The 19,210-nt window shown below is 37.5% G+C and carries 8 protein-coding genes; 3 read left to right on the forward strand and 5 right to left on the reverse strand.

The window, feature by feature from the left end; genetic code table 11:
- Nucleotides 1-559 precede the first annotated feature (559 nt).
- Nucleotides 560-1,819, forward strand: coding sequence for a hypothetical protein (locus ACP6PL_RS25210; protein ID WP_426548080.1), 1,260 nt, complete (start codon nucleotides 560-562; stop codon nucleotides 1,817-1,819).
- A 140-nt stretch (nucleotides 1,820-1,959) separates the two neighbouring features.
- Here the strand turns inward: ACP6PL_RS25210 and ppc are convergent, their stop codons facing one another.
- Both ppc and ACP6PL_RS25220 read right to left on the reverse strand, forming a co-directional pair.
- Entirely contained in the window at nucleotides 1,960-5,043 is a 3,084-nt protein-coding gene (gene ppc / locus ACP6PL_RS25215; RefSeq protein ID WP_426548081.1) for a phosphoenolpyruvate carboxylase, read from the reverse strand.
- Between the two features lie 2,336 nt (nucleotides 5,044-7,379).
- A complete protein-coding gene (locus tag ACP6PL_RS25220; RefSeq protein WP_426548082.1) occupies nucleotides 7,380-7,628 on the reverse strand; it encodes a hypothetical protein in 249 nt (82 codons plus the stop codon).
- A gap of 430 nt (nucleotides 7,629-8,058) precedes the next feature.
- On the opposite strand from ACP6PL_RS25220, the gene ACP6PL_RS25225 reads away from it, so the two are divergent.
- Together ACP6PL_RS25225 and ACP6PL_RS25230 are read left to right on the forward strand one after the other, a co-directional pair.
- Complete coding sequence (locus ACP6PL_RS25225) at nucleotides 8,059-11,277, forward strand: DUF1574 family protein (RefSeq protein WP_426548083.1); 3,219 nt, start codon at nucleotides 8,059-8,061, stop codon at nucleotides 11,275-11,277.
- 657 nt (nucleotides 11,278-11,934) lie between these two features.
- Nucleotides 11,935-14,676 (forward strand): zinc-dependent metalloprotease, encoded by a 2,742-nt coding sequence (locus tag ACP6PL_RS25230; protein ID WP_426548084.1) that lies wholly within the window; start codon nucleotides 11,935-11,937, stop codon nucleotides 14,674-14,676.
- A 216-nt stretch (nucleotides 14,677-14,892) separates the two neighbouring features.
- On the opposite strand, the gene ACP6PL_RS25235 is transcribed toward ACP6PL_RS25230, so the two are convergent.
- From ACP6PL_RS25235 to ACP6PL_RS25245, 3 genes are all read right to left on the reverse strand, one after another.
- Nucleotides 14,893-16,194 carry a TauD/TfdA family dioxygenase gene (locus ACP6PL_RS25235; RefSeq protein ID WP_426548085.1) on the reverse strand — a complete coding sequence of 434 codons (1,302 nt, stop codon included), beginning with the start codon at nucleotides 16,192-16,194 and terminating at the stop codon, nucleotides 14,893-14,895.
- 379 nt (nucleotides 16,195-16,573) lie between these two features.
- Nucleotides 16,574-17,893, reverse strand: coding sequence for a TauD/TfdA family dioxygenase (locus ACP6PL_RS25240; protein ID WP_426548086.1), 1,320 nt, complete (start codon nucleotides 17,891-17,893; stop codon nucleotides 16,574-16,576).
- 168 nt (nucleotides 17,894-18,061) lie between these two features.
- On the reverse strand, nucleotides 18,062-19,144 hold the full coding sequence (locus tag ACP6PL_RS25245) for an RNA-guided endonuclease InsQ/TnpB family protein (protein ID WP_426548087.1): 1,083 nt from the start codon (nucleotides 19,142-19,144) through the stop codon (nucleotides 18,062-18,064).
- Between the last annotated feature and the right edge of the window lie 66 nt (nucleotides 19,145-19,210).

Here is a 19,210-nt window from a genome sequence, read left to right on the forward strand (position 1 = left end):
ATGAGTCAGGAGTAATGAGTCAGGAGTAATGAGTCAGGAGTAATGAGTCAGGAGTCAGTATCATTGTGGTTTATTAATATGAAAACCGCTGTAAAGTAATTGAAAAAATTATCAACACATATCCTATGACCAGATTCTATGAGCAATTAACCGGATTTGATATGATTAATTAAGTTAATTAAAAATTTTTTTCAATACGCTACAATAATTTTCATTACTTAAAATAATCACGAAAAGTTAAAAGTAATTTTAATATATAGCATATAGCAATTTTATTCAAAATGAAATGAAACTGCTCATTTCTCCGAAGCTACAAAATCCCTCAAAGTGTTGCATATTTCTACTTAAGTTGTTCCCTTTTTGCAGCCAAAATGTATTATTTTTACAAACATGAAAAATGTTATAGTAGGAATCTGACTAAAGAAAGTCAAATTTAGCTCTTCCGCACCTGTTGCCTCACGCTCTACCCATAGGTGAGCGTCGGGATGATAGGCGGGTCAACCATCGGGGTTCGATGCCACGAAAATTGACCAATGGATTTGTGGCATAAATCAATAATATGGAAGATATTAACGATCAAATTCTCAATATGGTGGCAGACTTTTTCGGCACTTTTGGCCAAAAAGAAACCTTCACTCTACTACTAGCAATGGACCGAGAAAAAGTCTACAACGACTTCTTAAAAGCTGAAGCTGGTTTTAATGCTAATAAACTAGCTATTCTAGATAAAGGCATTAAAAATTCTCCCTATCAAAACCAGATAGAAAATTATCCAGAACATTTAAAAATGCTGCCTAGTTTAGCTGCACCAGAAGGAGCAGAAATTTTTCCCAATGTTGGCGAACTTCCAGAAATTGATGAACAAGCACTTAGTTTTATTCATCCTGACATTAAAGAAGCTTGTATTTGCCTAGCTGGTAGTGCTGACGGACGGTTTAAATCTCATTGGTTAGGTAGAAATTCTCTGGATAAATGTCAATTTTGGAGTTCAACTAAAATTATCGCAATTTTAAATGTAATTTGTGCTATTAATAGTGATATTAATACCTGTCAAATTCGAGGCGATGGTAAAAATATAGATTTTAATGAAGCTGTAGAAGATGTGATTACTTATGCAGAAAATATAGGTAGTTCTAATGCCTTGGGTGCTATGTTTAAATGCTTCCAAACTTATGTTGATTTAGAATCATGGTTGAAAGAAATTACAGGTAATAATCATACAGAATTTCAAGGTTTATATGGTGAAGAAGCATTTATTATGTCTCCTGAAATTTCTCAAAATAATCAAGTTTTATTGAGTCCTGCATCGGAAAGTAAAAAACGAGAACACCAGACTGGAGAAAATACTGTTACTGCTTACGATCTCACCAGAATTATGTCAATGGTAGGATGGTATTATCATTTGCCAGAAACAGCAAAATTACCCACCCCTCTAACTCCCCTCCCAGGAGGGGATGGGGGTGGGTGGGAAAATTTGCAACCTTTTATTTGTAATCTTGGTAAAGATACTGGTCGTTATGTGGATGTTGCTCTAGAAAAATTGGGGATTCAAAATAGTATTAAATCTCCTGTTATTTTATCTAAAATGGGTTTTGGATATAGCTCCAGTCGTAAACGTACAGAACTTACTTATAGTTGTTTTACTCAATTTGAATATCAGGGAGAAGTTAAGTCTATAGCTATGACTTTGCGGGGTGCAAGATCCCTAGGAGATTTTGAGAGAGAAGCAGTAGAAATAGATGCTCGGATGGCAGCAGAAGTAACAGAAATTCTCAGAGTTTTAGTAACAGATGAACTGAATTTAGAATTCAGAATTTAGAATTCAGAAGTTGTTTTTGTAGAAACCAGAAACCGGGTTTGTATTAGATGTTCCATAATACTGACATCTACTCACACAAACCCGGTTTCTGTAACACTAGAGTTTAGCAAACTCTTTCATTATCAATTATCCATTATCTATCAACCTGTATTCCGCATACCAGCAGCAATACCATTGAGAGTTAACAAAGCACCACGTAATAACTCACTCTTACTATAACGAGAATGAATTACACCAGGGGTACCCGTATCATGCTGGCGCAGACGTTTTAACAAAGCTACCTGCAACATACCCAGAGGAATAATAGTCGCATTCCGTAATTGTACAGAACGCTGTAAATCTGGATCTCCATCCAAAGGTCGCTCATGACCAGAAATTTGTAGCACTAAATCCCGTGTTAAACGATATTCAGTCGAAATTTGCTCAAACAACTGCTCAAACCGTTCTCGATCTTCTGGTTTGGATAATTCTCGTACATAATAATGAGCAATTTGCAAATCTACTTTAGCTAAAGTCATCTCTACCTTAGAAATAACAGTAGTGAAGAAAGGCCACTTCAGATAAAAGTATTGCAAAAGTTTCAGGTGGTCTTCTGGTGCTTGTTCCACAAACTCTTGTAAAGCTGTTCCTACACCATACCAAGCAGGTAAGAGGAAGCGACTTTGAGTCCAGCTAAATACCCAAGGAATTGCCCGTAAACCAGAAATTGTCTTCTTTTTATCATTCTTCCGCCGAGCTGGACGGGAACTGATTTGTAGTTGACTAATTTCTTGAACTGGGGTAACTTGATAGAAAAATTCGACTAAATCTTCTTGTTCATAAATCAGATTTCGGTAATGAGTCCGTGATCGTACCGCAAACTCTTCCATAATCTCATTCCAGCTTTCAATTTCATCAAACCCCGTATGTAGCAAACTAGCTTGAATAACTGCAGTAGTAACATTTTCCAAGTTAAACATTGCTAACTGAGGCAGAGAATATTTAGAAGCAAGTACCTCACCCTGTTCAGTAATCTTAATCCGACCGCTAATACTCTTACCAGGCTGGGCTAAAATCGCTTTATAAGCTGGACCACCACCGCGTCCTACAGAACCACCACGGCCATGAAATATCCTCAAGGCAATACCATATTCCTCACCTATCTTATATAAAGCCTTTTGAGCCTTATGAATTTCCCAGTTACTACTCAAGAACCCAGAATCTTTATTACTGTCTGAGTAACCCAACATCACTTCTTGCAAATAAGGAGTTTCTAAGTCAGACTTTGGTTCTTCTGGCAATTTATCATACCCACCAGCAAGTGCAGCTCGATACAGAGACAACTTAAATAAATTGTCCATTACCCTGGGAGCATTTCTCAAGTCTTCTACTGTTTCAAACAGAGGCACTACCTGAATGCTACTTGCACCAGTTGCCGGATCGTAAAGTCCTGCTTCTTGAGCTAACAATAATACTTCCAATAGATCGCTAACATCGCGACTCATACTAATAATGTAAGTTTGGCAAATTTCTTTGCCAAACTCTACCTGCAATTGTCGCAGCATTCGGAAAGTGTTAATAATTTCACAAGTTCTCTCAGAAAAAGGTAACTCTGTGGGAATTAAGGGGCGACGAGTAGGTAACTCTGTTGACAACCACTCAGTCCGCTCTGCTTCCGACATTTCTATGTAAGGTTTAGGCAGAATTTGTAAATATTCGGTAACTTCCTGAATTACAGCCTCATGTACAGAAGATTCCTGACGGATATCAAGTCGCGCCAAATTAAAACCAAAAATTTCTACCTGGCAGATGATATTTTCCAAATCACTAGAGTTTAAGCCAGTTTCTTCTAGGTTACGTTGAATTAGTTGCAACTCTGCTAGAAACTCTGAACTAGAATGATAAATGCCTGTTGTTTCTTGGCGTTGAGAGACAACTTCCATTTCCCTTTGAGCTTGATCGACATTATATAAACGCCAGTTGCGATCGCGAGTATTTTCTAAACGCTTTTTCACATAAGACAACTTCAAGCGATAAGGTTCTTGGCGATAGCGAATTGCCCATTTCTCATATACTTCTGACATTTGCAAATGGTCACGATCTAAAGAATCTAGCAATTCTGGTAAAACATCACTCCAATGCAAGGACAAACTTAAAAGTTCTATCAGGCGATCAACAGCGTGGATATATTTATCCAATACTATCTGACGTTGATAGCAGGCTGTTTGCCAAGTAACTTCTGGTGTACAAAAAGGATTTCCATCACGATCTGCTCCCACCCAGGAACCAAACTTACAAAAATTGTAACTTGGTGGTTTTAGATAAGGGAAAGAACTATTTAAGGCTTGCTTAAACCTACGATGCAGTTGCGGGGTAGCGTCAAACAGAACTTCATTAAAATAATGAAGAGTAGTTTCTACCTCATCTAGTACAGTAGGTTTAAATTGGTGTAGTTCATCTGTACGCCACCACAAAAGAATTTCTTCTGTTAACTGTTCCTTGAGAGATTCTGTTTCCCAAGATGAAACTAAAGAATTTTCCTCTTCTCCATTTACTTGTAGTTCCGAAAAGCTGTCATCTACCTGATCGAGCTCCTGGAGAATTTTGGCAATGCGTCGTTGTTTTGTTCTAATTGTTCGTCGTACAATTTCTGTAGGGTGTGCTGTAAACACCAAACGGATGTCTAAGTTATCAATTAATCGTTGAATTAATTGATATGGTACATTGAGAGTCTGTAGTAAAGGAAATAGATAATGAAATGTACCCTCTCCTTCTGGTTTAGTTCTATTATCGTTCCATATTGGTATACTTCCAACCCGCAGCGAACAAGTCTCACCATCCTTAGCTACATCATCTTTAAATATTAGTTTTCCTGAACTATTGTTGTGAGAGTAAGCTAGTTGTTGAATTCTTTGTTCATAATGTTGTTCTACAATATTGATTAGCTGAAAATATAGAGCAAAAGCCCGGGCAGCTCGAATTGCATCTTTGAGTTCTAGTTGTTCAATTAGTTGTTCAATTTCTGAACCGATAAAGTTAGGAGCTTGTCCTTCTGGGGAATGAACTGAGCGCATCTTCTGCAGTACATCCACCAATTCTTGGCCACATTCTTGCCTTAAAACTAACTCCCATAAATCTTCAATTATTTTGATTCGATTACGCAGAAACCGATCTGAAGCCGTTATCGGGGTATTTTTTAACCCTGATTCTAGCATTATCTGTTCTGAGTGTAATAGTGAATTCATATTACCTGTTCCTCCATAACTGCTAACATCAAAAATCAATGTATTTTTTGATACTGTTTCCTCATTCGAGGAGATTTAATAGTACCAATGTCTCCAAATAGGCTGTAGTAATATTTTTTTGTCTAATCTATAGTTAATATCTCCCTATTACTAATTAAATTTTCCATATCCAAATTTTTAATAAAAAGGCAATTTACTTTCTGGTTCCCCTTGTTGCAGGAGAGGAGTAAATAGGGGACACCAGCATAGGCTCAAGAGTAGTTAATCTTTATTTATAAATATTCTCTCAAATTTCCCTTAAACATCAAGAGAATAGTTTTTTTTTATACTGCTCAAAAATTTATTACATCACCTTTTAAGAATATTTCAATTATAGACTTACTATTTTTGTGTTATATTCAAATTCTGCTCTTATAACATTGTAACAGCCCACATTATAGGTATATTCTCAAAACACTTGTAATTACTACATCACTACACCACTGTGATACTAATTTTGTTAATATTTTCCTAATATTTGAGCTATTCTTCAGTTCTAGTTTTTTCCCTACATTATAAGTTTTTGGTAGTTGAGAGACTCCAGAATTATGCACTCGCTTTTAAGAAGTATATGGAAGAGATAAGGGCAGGTTTAAATCCATAGTCAAAACATTTGTGATAATTTAAGATTTAAGATACAAAGACCTATGAATCATGGTGAGAGAATCATTATCGAATGGACACTTCACTTAAATTAAGGATTAACTAGGGTTCGCTGAATAAGCCTCAAAGCATGGGCAGATAAAGATTTGAGCACTTTCAAGTCCGGAAAAAGTAGGATATTTTCAGCTATATCAGCTGAAAAAGTTAGTATTTGGGTAAGAGTTAGGGAGGTTGGAGCAAAGGATAATTTTTCTGAGTACTTCCTCTATAACTCCCTGTCTGTGTTGACTCTTCACTACTTCCTACTCCCTACTCGCTCCCTTCACCATCAGACTTTTGAGCGCAACCCCTAACTAAAAAGATTGTCTGATACTGTCAGGCATTCTATTTCTAAGCGTTAGCACCTTGTACGCGACTATAGCGCTATGGGCAAGTCAGATTAAGGGAGCCGTTAGATTGGCGACGTACAGAAGTAATATCATGTGCCCCCTCCGGGGGAGCTACGCTAACGGATAATCACTTATAATAAAGTATATGGTTTGTAGTAGGGCTTCAGCCCGAACTGTAGATAGGGCTGAAGCCCTACTACGAACTTTAATTATAATAACTATTTAACCGCAATTCGTAGCTCCCCCGAAGGGGGCACATAATATAATCCCTAACTGAGTTTGAGAATTTATAAATGTCCTAATCTATTTACCGAAATATTGTGGTTTAAAGCCTCCCCTTTTAAGGGGATAATAAATGATAATTTTCCTGTTAGTCAATCCTATCCGTTTCAAGGAGAGGTAATTCTCAATTCTCAATTCTCAATTCTCAATTGTTGAAGTAGTGTTATAGGGAGTCAATCAAATAATCAATACTAAAAGTAGTCTCAATGGTATGTATAAAAGGAGAGAGTAGTCTTCAATAATTAATAATTAATAATTACCTCTCCTTAAACTTAAAACAGATAGGATTGAGCAAAATGATTTTTTTTATTCTCAACGGGAGATTTAATATGGCGTTTAGCCCTCTGCACAACTTCGTTTTGCTATTGCAAAGCTCCGCTTTTAATGTTCTGTAGGAAAACGCGTACTGTCCAGGAAAGAAGGAAAACCTCAGTATCTTATCCTAGGGAAAGCTCCGCAATTCAAGTCGGCAAGAGCCGAAGTGTGGAGTTATGCACCAGCAAAACGACCGCTCTATTGGTCAATTAGATATAGCATTTCGCTACACGACATGAAAAGCGTTTCGGCTAAGAGCCGACATGAATGCAGAGCATGACCTAGGATACCTCCTCTGCAAGAGGCAGCTCCTCTGTAATATCAAATCCGTTTGCAATGGAAGTGTTATAAGAAACCGGGTTTATGGGAGGTAGATGTTAGTATAGTGGGATATTTGATAAACCCGGTTTCTCTGGTTTTTTAATGCTACCGGATTTGAGATAAGAGGCAGCGGCTCTGTAAGAACGGGAAACCTAGCCATCCAATCGTACAGAAAGATTCGCAAAGATGTCGTGCAGGGCTTTTCATCTCAGCGACAGCCGTTTTGCTTCGCACAACTTAGTTTCCGCTAAGAGCCGACATGAAAAGCGGATTTTGGGCTAGCAAAACAAGCGTTGTGCGGAGCGCTAAACGCCATATCTAATCTCCCCTTAAGAAGAAAAAATTTTCACGCTCCGCGTCAATCCAATCCATTTTAGGGAGAGGTAATTATCCATTATCTATTAATGAAGACTCAGATAGATTTTGGGGAAAATTAAGCATTGGTAGGCGATCGCCCCGGAATATTTCCTCACTATAAAGTCCGGCCTCTGATAATAACTCATTAATGGCTTTATTACCCAACAAACCCAGCAAAACAGGACCAGTGGCCAAGCTCAGTACAATATCTGAGGAAATTTTCCAACTAGGGGTTGTAACTGTAGGATTTTCAGAGGAATTTTCTCGAAAAGATTGCATTTGTATTACCTCATTGACATACTTTCGGACTTCAAGGAGCGGATATTTTCCTAAGAAGATTTTTGATTAACTGAGTCCACTAATTATGATTGACTATTTTTGCGTACAAAGTTTGTCATACTAACTAGATTACCCTAGTTTTTTCAAGGGGTTGGAAATTGTTCTACTTATTACCTATTCTCAAATTATACAGGAAAATCATCCTCAAAGGACAGTAGCTGTAGACCAATTTTTTGGCAAACAAAAAAATCTGATGACTGAGTGCTAATTGATATATATTTTATAGTATAATGCGTAGTTTATAATTTTTAGCAAAATTCTACTGATTTGAGCAAGAGGCTTTTCTTTATCTCTATTAATACGCTACATTCCAAAATGTCACCAATGAATAGTTAAGCCAATCAAGGGAGTCTCCCAAACTAAGGAGAAGATGAAAGGGAATAAAATCATATTGACGGAAAATAGATCCCCCCTAGGAATTTGGGCACAGGAAGCCTTGGGACTTCCAGAAGTACAAGTACAAGTAAGATTGCGTGGCAATCATTTACATATTCTCTGTGAAGCCGAAAAATGTCCCGAAATGAACTTTGCCGTGGGTCAGTTTTCCCAGGCGCTGAGTCAGATTGATATAGAGTCTCTACTGCCTCCTAATCAACCTCGGATTTACCAGATGTTTCTGTGTGGCCGTACTTTAGGAAAGAGGCGACCTGACTGGACGGTAAAACTTGATAGCAATAAGGTAGCAACTCAGAGTCAGAGGGTAAATAATCCTAACAATTCGGATGATTCAGGAACTAATTCCTACTTAACATCTAATTATGCTTCTCCTCAAAATTACTCACAAAATAATGGTGGTAGTCAAACTTTACCTGAAGAAGAATTAACCAAAGTTGGTGCTGGGCAATCTTCTAAATTGGATATTCAGGATAATATTGCCTCTGAAGTGCTATTAAGTCCTCATCAGACTTCTGCTTGGACAAATGAAACATTAGAGCATCTCAACTTTTCATCATCAAAATTAGATTTAGAGACCTTTTCTCCCCCTGAACCAGAAAAGTCCAAATTAGAAACACAGCTAGATAAGGTTAAAGAATCTGATCAATATCTACTTGATTCTCCCCTGACAGTTTCTTCTCAAAAATTAGCTGAATATGGCCATCCAGATGCAATTGCAAGTTATTTGAGTGAAATTTTAGGTCAGTTAGGGGTCTGTGTAAATGTCACTATTCGAGAAAAAGAACTTAAGGAAAAATTAACAGAAACTACCCCAAAATCAGAGGATGCTGGTAAAAATAATAAATTAAAAAACCAAAAAATATTATGGGTATCTTGTGAAGCAGCTTATAGTCCAGATCCATCTCTTTTGGCGGAACCAATTACCCAAAAGCTACGAAATCTCAAGCTTAAAGATTTCCATGAAGCTCTAATTTCTTTACTTGTTCAAGGAGAAACTGCACCTGACTGGATGTTGCGGGTGGATCTAACTCCACCCGATCTAATGCTACAAGAATGGGCAAATTGGGGGGATGTGGCCGCCATTGAACGGTTGCTTAAACAAAAGTTGGCTACCCTTGGAGTGGATATTCGAGCTACCCTAAAAGAATCAACGTTACATTTATTCTGTACTAATACTAATAATTCTAAGCAAGAAGTTCCAGATAAAGATAAAATCAAGGAAGCGATCGCTACTAAATTAGCAACAATTCTCCCAAGGGGTATTCAAGCTGCTACAATCTATGGTTGTATTCTGAATGAAACCAACGAGAAAAAATCAGAGTCACCTCAATGGATAGACTGGTTGAATTTACCAGCATCTGAAAATCCTGATTTATCTGCTAGTGCTAAAGTTTTGGCAAGTCAGGGAAACCATGAAGCAATTAGTTTTCTATTAAATAGGTTACTTAATCCCAACCTCGATCAAAGATTGCAAACAGGAGGTATTCGGGTATTAATATTACCCAAGCAAGAATTATTGCACGTTATGAGCGAAGCTCCTACTTGTCCTTCTCAATCTTTAGTAGGACCGATCATAGCTAATTTCTTGCGTCAACTTCAAATTCCTGGAGTTAATGGGGTTAGGGTTTACGGGCGTCGTGCTGGTCAAAAATTGCCTTTGTGGCGCTACGGGATTAATTTTACTGGGAGAAGTCGCCAGCATTCGGAACAAACTCCAGAGTTTGCTGCTTCTACGGAAATGGATTTTTTATTGGGCAAAACAGCAGATCGTGTTTTCCTCAAGTTAAAACCACAAACGACTGAAAAAACTGACTCAAAACTAAAACTGTTACTTCCTAACAGATACACACTTACAGCACAACTGTGTACAGGTATCCAACAATTACTTATTGGTTCTCGTTTATTTCTTCCTAATGAAGAAGAATCTACAAAAATCAGTAATTCATTAACATATAACACTCGTAATTATGGTAAATGGATTGCTGCTGTTGCTTATGCTACTCTAGGTATTTTCTTGACAGTTCAAACTGATTTAAAAGTAGGTGCAATATTAGAAAGAATTCCAGATATTTCTCTGTCTGGAAATAGTTGTCAAGGTTTTAATTGTCAAACTCCTGCAGAAGAAACTTTAGATGGAAAAGTAAATTCAGAATTGACGACTTATCCTACTTTTAATACTCCGCAATTAGATGAACAATTACTTCGTTATCAACAATATTTACAAGTAGAAAAAAAACCACCAGATATTTTAATAGTTGGCAGTTCTAGAGCATTAAGAGGGGTTAATCCGACAGTGCTTGAGGAAAGTTTAGCAAATTCAGGATATCCAGATTTAAGAATTTATAATTTTGGAGTAAATGGAGCAACTGCTCAAGTAGTAGATTTGATTGTACGTCAGATTTTACCACCAGAACAATTGCCACAATTAATTATTTTTGCTGATGGGGTTCGCGCTCTTAATAGTGGTAGAGTTGATAGGACTTTTGATATTATTGCTAGTTCTGAAGGTTATGAACAAGTGGATGCTGGCACATTTATAATTGGGAATAATAGCTCGGACAGATCAGTTAATTATGGATTAAATAAATTTAAACAAATATTCAAAAATATTGAAGAAAAAACTGAGGAAATATCAGTTACTTATCAGCAGCGTGATCGCCTCAAAAGTTTAATTATGTCAATTATCAATAATCCGACAAATTGGGATTTTTTGCATCAGGAAGAAAACCAGGCATTAGCAGTAGAAGAAACTCAAGAGTTAGATGAATTTCAACCAAATGGTTTTCTACCAATTTCTATAAAGTTTGAACCAGAAAATTACTATCAAAATTATGCTAAAGTTGCTGGTGACTACGATGCTGATTATGCAGACTTTCGATTAACAGGAAAACAAACAACAGCGCTAAAAAATTTACTAGAGTATACTCAGTCAATAGGGATTAATTTTGTCTTTGTAAATATGCCTTTAACTACAGCATATTTAGACGAAGTACGAACTGCTTATGAACAAAAATTTCAGGAATATATGCAGCAGTTATCGTGGGAGTATGCCAATTTTGTATTCCGAGATTTAGGCAGTGCATGGCCACAAACTTATGCTAACTTTTCTGACCCTAGTCATCTGAATCTTTACGGAGCGATCGCTGTTTCTCAAACATTAGCTGAGGATAATATTATTCCTTGGAAACCTTAAATGTAAGAATTTAGCCGTCAGCTTTCAGCTTATCAGTTACTAACTCATTATTAAACTGAAGCAGGAATTAGTCTTCAAGAAGTGACATAAGTTTGCGGAGTATGACCTAGGAAAGAAAAAGGTAATTAGCCAATCTTAAGGGAAGAAAAAAACAGAAAAATTCTCTATATTTACTATATTTATTTTTCAATTAACTCAAAATTAATTAATATTTTTTGACCATAAGATATTGGCAGTTGATGATTTTTTGAATTATTATAGAAAATAGGAAACCTAAGTTAATAAAATCAGGTAAAGTGGGAAAAAGTTAAAAGATTTAACATGAGTATTCATAGCTCAATATTTAACTACTATATTAGACTGACACATCTAAATTTTATACATTACATTATAGGATTTCTGCATAGGGCAGGTTCTATTAAATGTTGATATTATTTTATTAAAATAAAGGATAACCTGCTCCTACTATTGCAAAATGTTAGGCGTATCAAGCTACAACTATATTTTTTTCTTATTCTTAAATGAATTATGTGGACGATAAAGCAAAATCAAACTCATAAGCAGACAAAAAAAATAGAGAAAATAATTATGCTAAAAATAATTAAATTCATAAGCATATTACTGCTGTTTTCTCTATCATTGATACTTGTAATATTTATGATTCCTACAACCAGAGTCTCAATAGCAAAAATTTCAGCACAACCACAATTAATTAGTAATGCGGAAACGAGAGATGATACTTATGAAGAATTAGTTGATAGGTATGAAAAACTAGAAGGAATGTTTACCCTTTATCGAGACAAAGAAACAGGTCAAACATTAATGGAAGTTCAACCAGAACAACTCAATAAAAATTTCCTGTGTTTTATTACTTTAGAATCAGGTATTGGTGAAGCAGGTTTAATTAGTGGCATACCAATTAGAGATTTTGTATTCCAGTTACGAAAACAGCAAGATAATATTCAATTTGTATTGCCAAATATAAAGTTCCGGACTGACGAATTCGACCCACAAGCTCGTTCTATTAAACGTTCATTTAGTGATTCAGTTTTATATTCTCTACCTATCAAAGCAACTCATCCTCAAAAAGAAACATTACTAATAGATTTAGAAAGTTTATTAATTGAGGATTTAAAATTAGCATCTTTAGAAGAAATATTACCTAAAGACTATTCAGTAGATTATACAAATTCTTATATTAGTGATGGAAAAGCATTTCCTTTGAACATAGAACTAGAGTCAGTTTATGGAATTTTAAATGAGTATAATACAGGAGATTTACAATCTGTACCAGATAGTCGTGCTTTTAACCTTAGAGTCCGCTACAGCTTTTCTGAATTACCAAGAAATAATGCTTATATTCCTAGACTTGCAGATGAAAGAGTAGGTTATTTTATTAGTGCCTATAAAGATGTTTCTGACAATAGTCGTCGGGAACCTTTTGTTCGTTATATTAAGAGATGGCATCTGGAAAAACAAATTCCTAGCGCACCTTTATCACCACCCTTAGAACCAATAACTTTCTGGATAGAAAATACAGTGCCTATCGAATATCGTGATGCTATTCGAGAAGGAATTTTAATGTGGAATAAAGCCTTTGAAAAAGCGGGATTTATTGATGCTATTCAAGTCAAACAAATGCCCGATGATGCTGCTTGGGACCCAGCAGATGTTCGTTACAATACAATTCGTTGGTCTACTACTTTTGAATCTTGGTTTAGAGGCATAGGTCCTTCCCGTTTCAATCCATTAACAGGGCAAATTTTAGATGCAGATATTGTTCTAGATGCCGGAATTATTAGAGACATTAAATATGGTGCAATAGGGAGTCTAGTTTTACAAAATCAATCTTTTGGTAAGGCTTTTAAAACTAAAGATGGCAAAAGTTATAATCCCTGTGTTTTAGATATGTATTCAGGGGATTTAGATAATCTGGAAACTGAGGCAGAAGTAAATATTTCTGACCAAAATAATAATATAGAATCTATAATTCCTAAATCCTTACAAACACAATATCTATCTTCTGGTAAGTCATCATTATCAAACTCCCACTCATCAGAACACCTTTGTTTTGGTTGGAATTCATCTCAACAGTTAGGAGTGGGAGCAGTAGCAATGAATGTTTTGCAAAACGTCAGATCTTACAGTACAGAAATAGAGAAGTATGTCAATCAATATTTAAAATATCTCACTGCTCACGAAGTCGGACATACTCTCGGTCTCAGACATAACTTTCATGGTAGCACGATGTTAGAACCAGAACAGTTGCATGATACCAGTATTACTCACACAAAAGGGTTAGTAGCATCTGTAATGGATTATGTACCAGTTAATCTTGCACCCCAGGGAATAACTCAAGGAGACTATTTTCCAGTTGTAGTCGGTCCTTATGATGAGTGGGCGGTTGAATATGGTTACAAACCTAGTGGAATAGCTAGTTATATTGGAGAAAGAGGATTTTTACAAGACATTGCGAGTCGAGCGGTACAACCAGAACTATCTTATGCACCAGATGAAGATTCCTATGACATTCTCGATCCAGCAGCAAATAGTTATGACCTCAGTAAAAATACATTGGTTTATTCTCAGTGGCAATTGGATAACGCTCGGAATATTTGGAATAGTTTAGAAAAGCGGGTTCCTAGAAATGATGAAAGTTATAGCGATATCAGGGTAATGTTTGATATGATTTTATCTTATTATTTCCGGCAAATAAGGAATGCTACTTTGTATGTGGGGGGTCAGTCGTTTAACCGAGAAAGTATCAAAAATGTTAATGGCCGTTTACCATTTGAACCAATATCTGTAGAAAAACAACGTCAAGCTTTGGAAATATTAGATAAATATGTTTTTGCTGAGGATGCGTTTCAGTTCTCACCAGATTTATTGAATAAGTTGGCACCGTCTCGTTGGTTACATTGGGGAAGTCCTGTTGTAGTGTTTCCTTTAGATTATCCAATTCAAGACCGGGTTTTATTGGTACAGCGTCGAATTTTGCGATCCCTATTTTCTGAGACTCGTTTGACTCGTATGCGAGATTTGGAGTTTAAAACAACGGCAGATAATGTTTTGAAATTACCAGAACTTTTTGATACTTTGCAAAATAGTATTTGGAAGGAAATTTTACAACCAACTGGGGGTGCAGTTGAAATTTATGGTATGCGTCGTTCCCTACAACGGGAACATTTGAAACTATTAATTTCAATGGTTTTGCGTAACCGTAATGTACCTGAAGATGCTCGAAGTTTGGCTTGGTATGAACTGCGACAACTGGATAAAGATTTGGAGAAGGCAGTTAAAAAACGGGGTAAGAAGATGGATGATTATACTAGGGCGCATTTAGAAGAAACGCGCGATCGAATTGTGAAAACCTTGAATGCACAATTGGAGTCTAATTAGAAAATTAAAAGTCAAAAGTCAAAAGTAAAATGCCAAAGAGTTAGGCGATTAGAAATGAAACAGGACTTACGCAAAATCAGGTAATTCTGCCATTATGAGCGACAGCGTTTTGCTGCGCGACATGAATGGGAAAGAGTCCGTTAGGATAGTAATCTCAAACCTCCAAAACTTGTTCCTGATGCGTAAGTCCTGATTAATTGAAATTTTCCAATCTCTTTATAAATATCTGTCTGTCAGAATTTCCAAAGCGCGGTCTGAGCATCCCATTAACCACAAGTCAGACATCCCCGTTTTTTCCCCCAATAAAATTCGCCGCCGACACCGGAACGTTTCTTCCTCTAAATAAGCACCCAATAAAATTCGTTGTAGATTAGGGTTCCAAATACCAGTTCGCCCGTGAAGCACTCGCCAGTTATCAACCACTAATACTTGTCCTGGAGTTAACAAAAATTCCGTACTATATTCAGGGTCTTGCAACAATTGAGAAAATCGCTTATAGGCTGCCAAGAGGTCGTGAATTTTATCGTAAGAAACCTCCAGCGGTACTCGCGTATTGTGATTGTACTTAATCTGATACACCTCCCCATTTTCATCCAAATTAATGACATGGTTGTGCCGATAAGCATCCCATTCGTATTTACGGGAACTAGATTCATGTTCGCCCAGTTTCTCTTCCACCGAAAGCCGCTTACGACCTGCGGGGATATATTCCGTAGTTAGCAATTCAAAAAACCACGGATTTTCTGTTTTGATAACTTCTGCCAGTTTGAAACCATCAACGACCGTGGAATAAGCCTGGCGATCGCCATCTGGGTTCTCGTAGAGGATGCATTCGAGAAATTGCAGCCCGGTAGGAATGTCATAAGCAGTAACATCTGTATGATTTCTTAAAGTTCCCACTTGATATGAATGTTGGATAGCCTGAGCCTTTTTGTTGCTTCTATCCATCGCAAACACGTTGGTAGGATGGTATCGTTGCCGGAGCGGTCCTACTCGTTCTATCAATGCCCGGAAGCTTTCTTCGTTTTTCGGAGCATCGTCAATTATTGCCACCCCCATATCGACTATTTTATTCAGGAATGACAATAATGCTCCATCATCGTTCATTACCTCATAGCAATCAAAATGAGACACCGACACAGACGAGTCCCACAATTGAGGTTTACGACGTTGCTTCAGGGCAGGGTCGTTTTGGCAGTGAACCCGCAGCCACGAGGCATCAAAGACACTTTGATGACCTGCTTGCTCCCCACCCCAAATAATATCTAAATTGCCTTCGCGATCGAGCTTAAGCTCTTCGGGAGTTGGGTTTAAAGGCATTTTGAGTACATCGTGCCCGCTGTTGATGCTCAAAGTATCTCGATGAAAGAATTTAGGAGACCGACAGCTATCTAAAAGCCAAAGGTTATGGTAAAAACTTTCGTGACCGTCTTTCCACACGATCTGTACCCCGTTGTTAGTTGTTGCCACCGATTCGATGCGAAAAGCAGGTTTAAGTTGCTGCAATGCTGCTGTCATGTTACACCTCAATATTTTTGCAAGATATTCAACCAGAAATTATATGATGTCCGGTTGAATAAATATAAATAAACGACTTAGGAGTCAGGAGTCAGGAGGGAAGAAAGAAAGAAGAAGTAAGAAAAGGAGAAAGTTTTTTTATCACTAATTATCCCGACATGATATTATACTCTGAATGGCAAGTAATTGCGTTTTTTTTACGCAGAAAAACACAAAAGTTGTCATTGCGAGGCGGCGATATCAGCACTAACCTCCTACTGTTGCGTCAAACCAGCCGAAGCAATCTCTACGACCTTTATCGCCCCCCACTTTTTGAAAAAGCGCAATTCTTACCCGTGTCGAGTATAAACAGTATGGATAACTAAATTTAGCGTTAATTTCAATCACTCATGCGCTCTGCCAGAATTTCTAAAGCGTGGTCTGAACATCCCATTAACCACATATCCGGCATCCCACTTTTTTTCCCGAGCAACAGTCGCCGTCGGCTGCGGAACGTTTCCGGCTTCGTATACGCTCCGAGTAAAACTCGTCGCAGTTGGGGATTCCGAATACCCGTCCGTCCGTGGAGCAGTCGCCAGTTATCATTTACCAATATCTGTCCGGGAGCGATGAGAAATTCGGCATTATACTCTGGAGATTCAGCTAATGCTGTAAATGCTTGGTAGGCGGCATACAAATCTTGAATTTTATCCGAAGAAACCTCAAGAGGTACGCGGTCGTTTTTATTGTGACGAATCTGGTAAACTTCGCCATTTTTATCCAAATTAATGACGTGCTGGCGATAATAGATTTCCCATTGGTATTTTTTGGTGCCTTTTTCCTTGTCAGATACTTTTTCTTCTACACCCAGTCGTCTGCGACCTGTTGATATATACTCTTGGGTGAGTAGCTCGAAATATTTTGGCTGCTGAGTCCTCAGAACTTCAGCAATTTTGAAACCATCTACCAGAGTGGAATATCCTTGTCTGTCATTGTCAGGATTTTCGTATTCAATACATCCGAGAAATTGAAGTCTGGGAGGAACGTTGTAGGAAACGTGATCGCTATGATTGTCCAGCCGATGCAAATACTTATAGGAGTGGTGAATTTTCCCTGCCAGTTGGTTTGCTGTATTTAAAGTATAGATGTTAGTAGGATGATATCGTTGCTGAATCGGTCCGACGCGCTCTACTAATGCCTGAAATGCTTCTCTGGTTTTGGGAAAGCCGTCAATAATTACCATTCCCACATCCAGCATTTTATCCAACCAATACAGTAGCGTTTCATCGTCTCTCATCACTTCCTGGTAATCGAAGTATGGGATGGACAAGGATGAGTCCCACAGTTGGGGTTTTCGTCGCTGTTTGAGAGCGGGGTCTTTTTGACAGTGAACTCGCAGCCAAGATGGATCGTAGACGCTATGATGTCCGGGTTCTTCACCACCCCAAACGATATCTAAATTTCCGTCGCGGTCTATTTTGACCGTTTCAGTTATCGGATTTAGCGGCATTTTCAGGGGGTCGTGTCCTTCCCCTTCTCCACTGTTGAGGCTTAATGTGTCTGGTTGAAAACATTTGGGAGAGTGGCAAGTATCCCGCAGCCAGAGGTTGTGATAAAAGCTTTCGTGACCATCTTTCCAAGTAATTTGTACCCCGTTATCGACGGTGGTAACCGATTGGATGCGAAAAGCCGATTTGAGTTGCTGAACTAATGTGACCATATTTACTCCTTTTATCAATAAATAGAATAGAGCGGTTTAACCGTCTTGGGGTTTACCTAGGGGAATTTTTAACCAAGTATTATGCTGCTTCATAAAACTGATATAAAACGTCATAATGTGACATTTTACTGTTTACTTCCTGCTTCTACTGAGGCCGTCGGCGGTTACTCATCCACAGGCATTGACGGTCAAGCCGACCGCATTTCTTAAATTTATACTGGCGTTTAAATCTCTATCTATTGATAACCCACACTCTGGGCAGTCATAAGTCCTTAGATTTAATGGCATTTCTTGAACGTGACCACAACTAGAACAAGTCTTTGATGATGGAAAAAACCTATCAACTACTACTAACTCAGAACCGTACCATTGGCACTTATATTCTAGCTGTCGCCTGAATTCATAAAATCCTTGGTCAGCTATAGATTTAGCTAGCTTATGATTGGCTAACATACCGCGAACATTCAAATCTTCTATGACAATTTTGCCGTGGTTTTTGGCTAAATATGTTGTCAATTTATGAAGTGTGTCTTTACGGATGTTTGCTACTTTTCTATGCAGCCTGGCTATTTTCAGTTGTGCTGCTTTCCAGTTAGCAGAACCTATCTCTTTATTACGATTTAGGTATTGCATTCTAGACAGCTTAGTTTCAAATCTGCGATAAGATTTCATACTTGTCACAACTTTACTATCACTCAAAGTCGCTAAGGTTTTCACTCCTAAATCTACACCAACTACATCAGTTTTTTTTGGTGTAGTTGTGGCATTAAATTCATAGCTACAGCTCAGATACCAGTCACCTGCTTGTCTACTAATAGTGATTGTTTTGGTTGTTGCCTCAATGGGTTCATAAGTTTTGACAATACCAATAAAAGGTAATTTGTGACTCCATCCATTTAATTCTATTGGTTTTCCGCAATTATCTATTGTGAAGGAATCATGTTTACCTTTCTTCTTAAATCTTGGATGTTTACCTAACCCTTGAAAGAACCTCTTAAATGCCTCACCCAAGTTGATAAAAGCATACTGATAAACTTTAGACGACAAGTTTTTCATCCAAGGATAACGAGGTTTTGTGTGATTGGTAAACACTTCTCTGAGTTTACGGGCATTTGGTTTATAACCATCTTTGTATGCCTGATTCCACAAACTTAAACCCCAATTATAACACCATCTGCTATAACCTGCGTGTTGAGCCATCAGGGTTTTCTGTTTGTTATTAAGTTTGAGCTTGGTTCTAATGGATTTCATGTATGCGTGAGTGCAGCCTGTCTAAATAGTATGTTTTTTAACGTTTTATATCGTTATTATTTGATT

It is taken from the genome of Dapis purpurea BLCC-M126, from assembly GCF_050015975.1.
Classification (GTDB): Bacteria; Cyanobacteriota; Cyanobacteriia; order Cyanobacteriales; family Microcoleaceae; genus Trichodesmium.

Coding starts and splice junctions, on each gene's coding strand:
- ACP6PL_RS25210 (WP_426548080.1), top strand. CDS start 560: ATGGAAGATATTAACGATCAAATTCTCAATATGGTGGCAGACTTTTTC.
- ppc (WP_426548081.1), bottom strand. CDS start 5,043: ATGAATTCACTATTACACTCAGAACAGATAATGCTAGAATCAGGGTTA.
- ACP6PL_RS25220 (WP_426548082.1), bottom strand. CDS start 7,628: ATGCAATCTTTTCGAGAAAATTCCTCTGAAAATCCTACAGTTACAACC.
- ACP6PL_RS25225 (WP_426548083.1), top strand. CDS start 8,059: ATGAAAGGGAATAAAATCATATTGACGGAAAATAGATCCCCCCTAGGA.
- ACP6PL_RS25230 (WP_426548084.1), top strand. CDS start 11,935: ATGATTCCTACAACCAGAGTCTCAATAGCAAAAATTTCAGCACAACCA.
- ACP6PL_RS25235 (WP_426548085.1), bottom strand. CDS start 16,194: ATGACAGCAGCATTGCAGCAACTTAAACCTGCTTTTCGCATCGAATCG.
- ACP6PL_RS25240 (WP_426548086.1), bottom strand. CDS start 17,893: ATGGTCACATTAGTTCAGCAACTCAAATCGGCTTTTCGCATCCAATCG.
- ACP6PL_RS25245 (WP_426548087.1), bottom strand. CDS start 19,144: ATGAAATCCATTAGAACCAAGCTCAAACTTAATAACAAACAGAAAACC.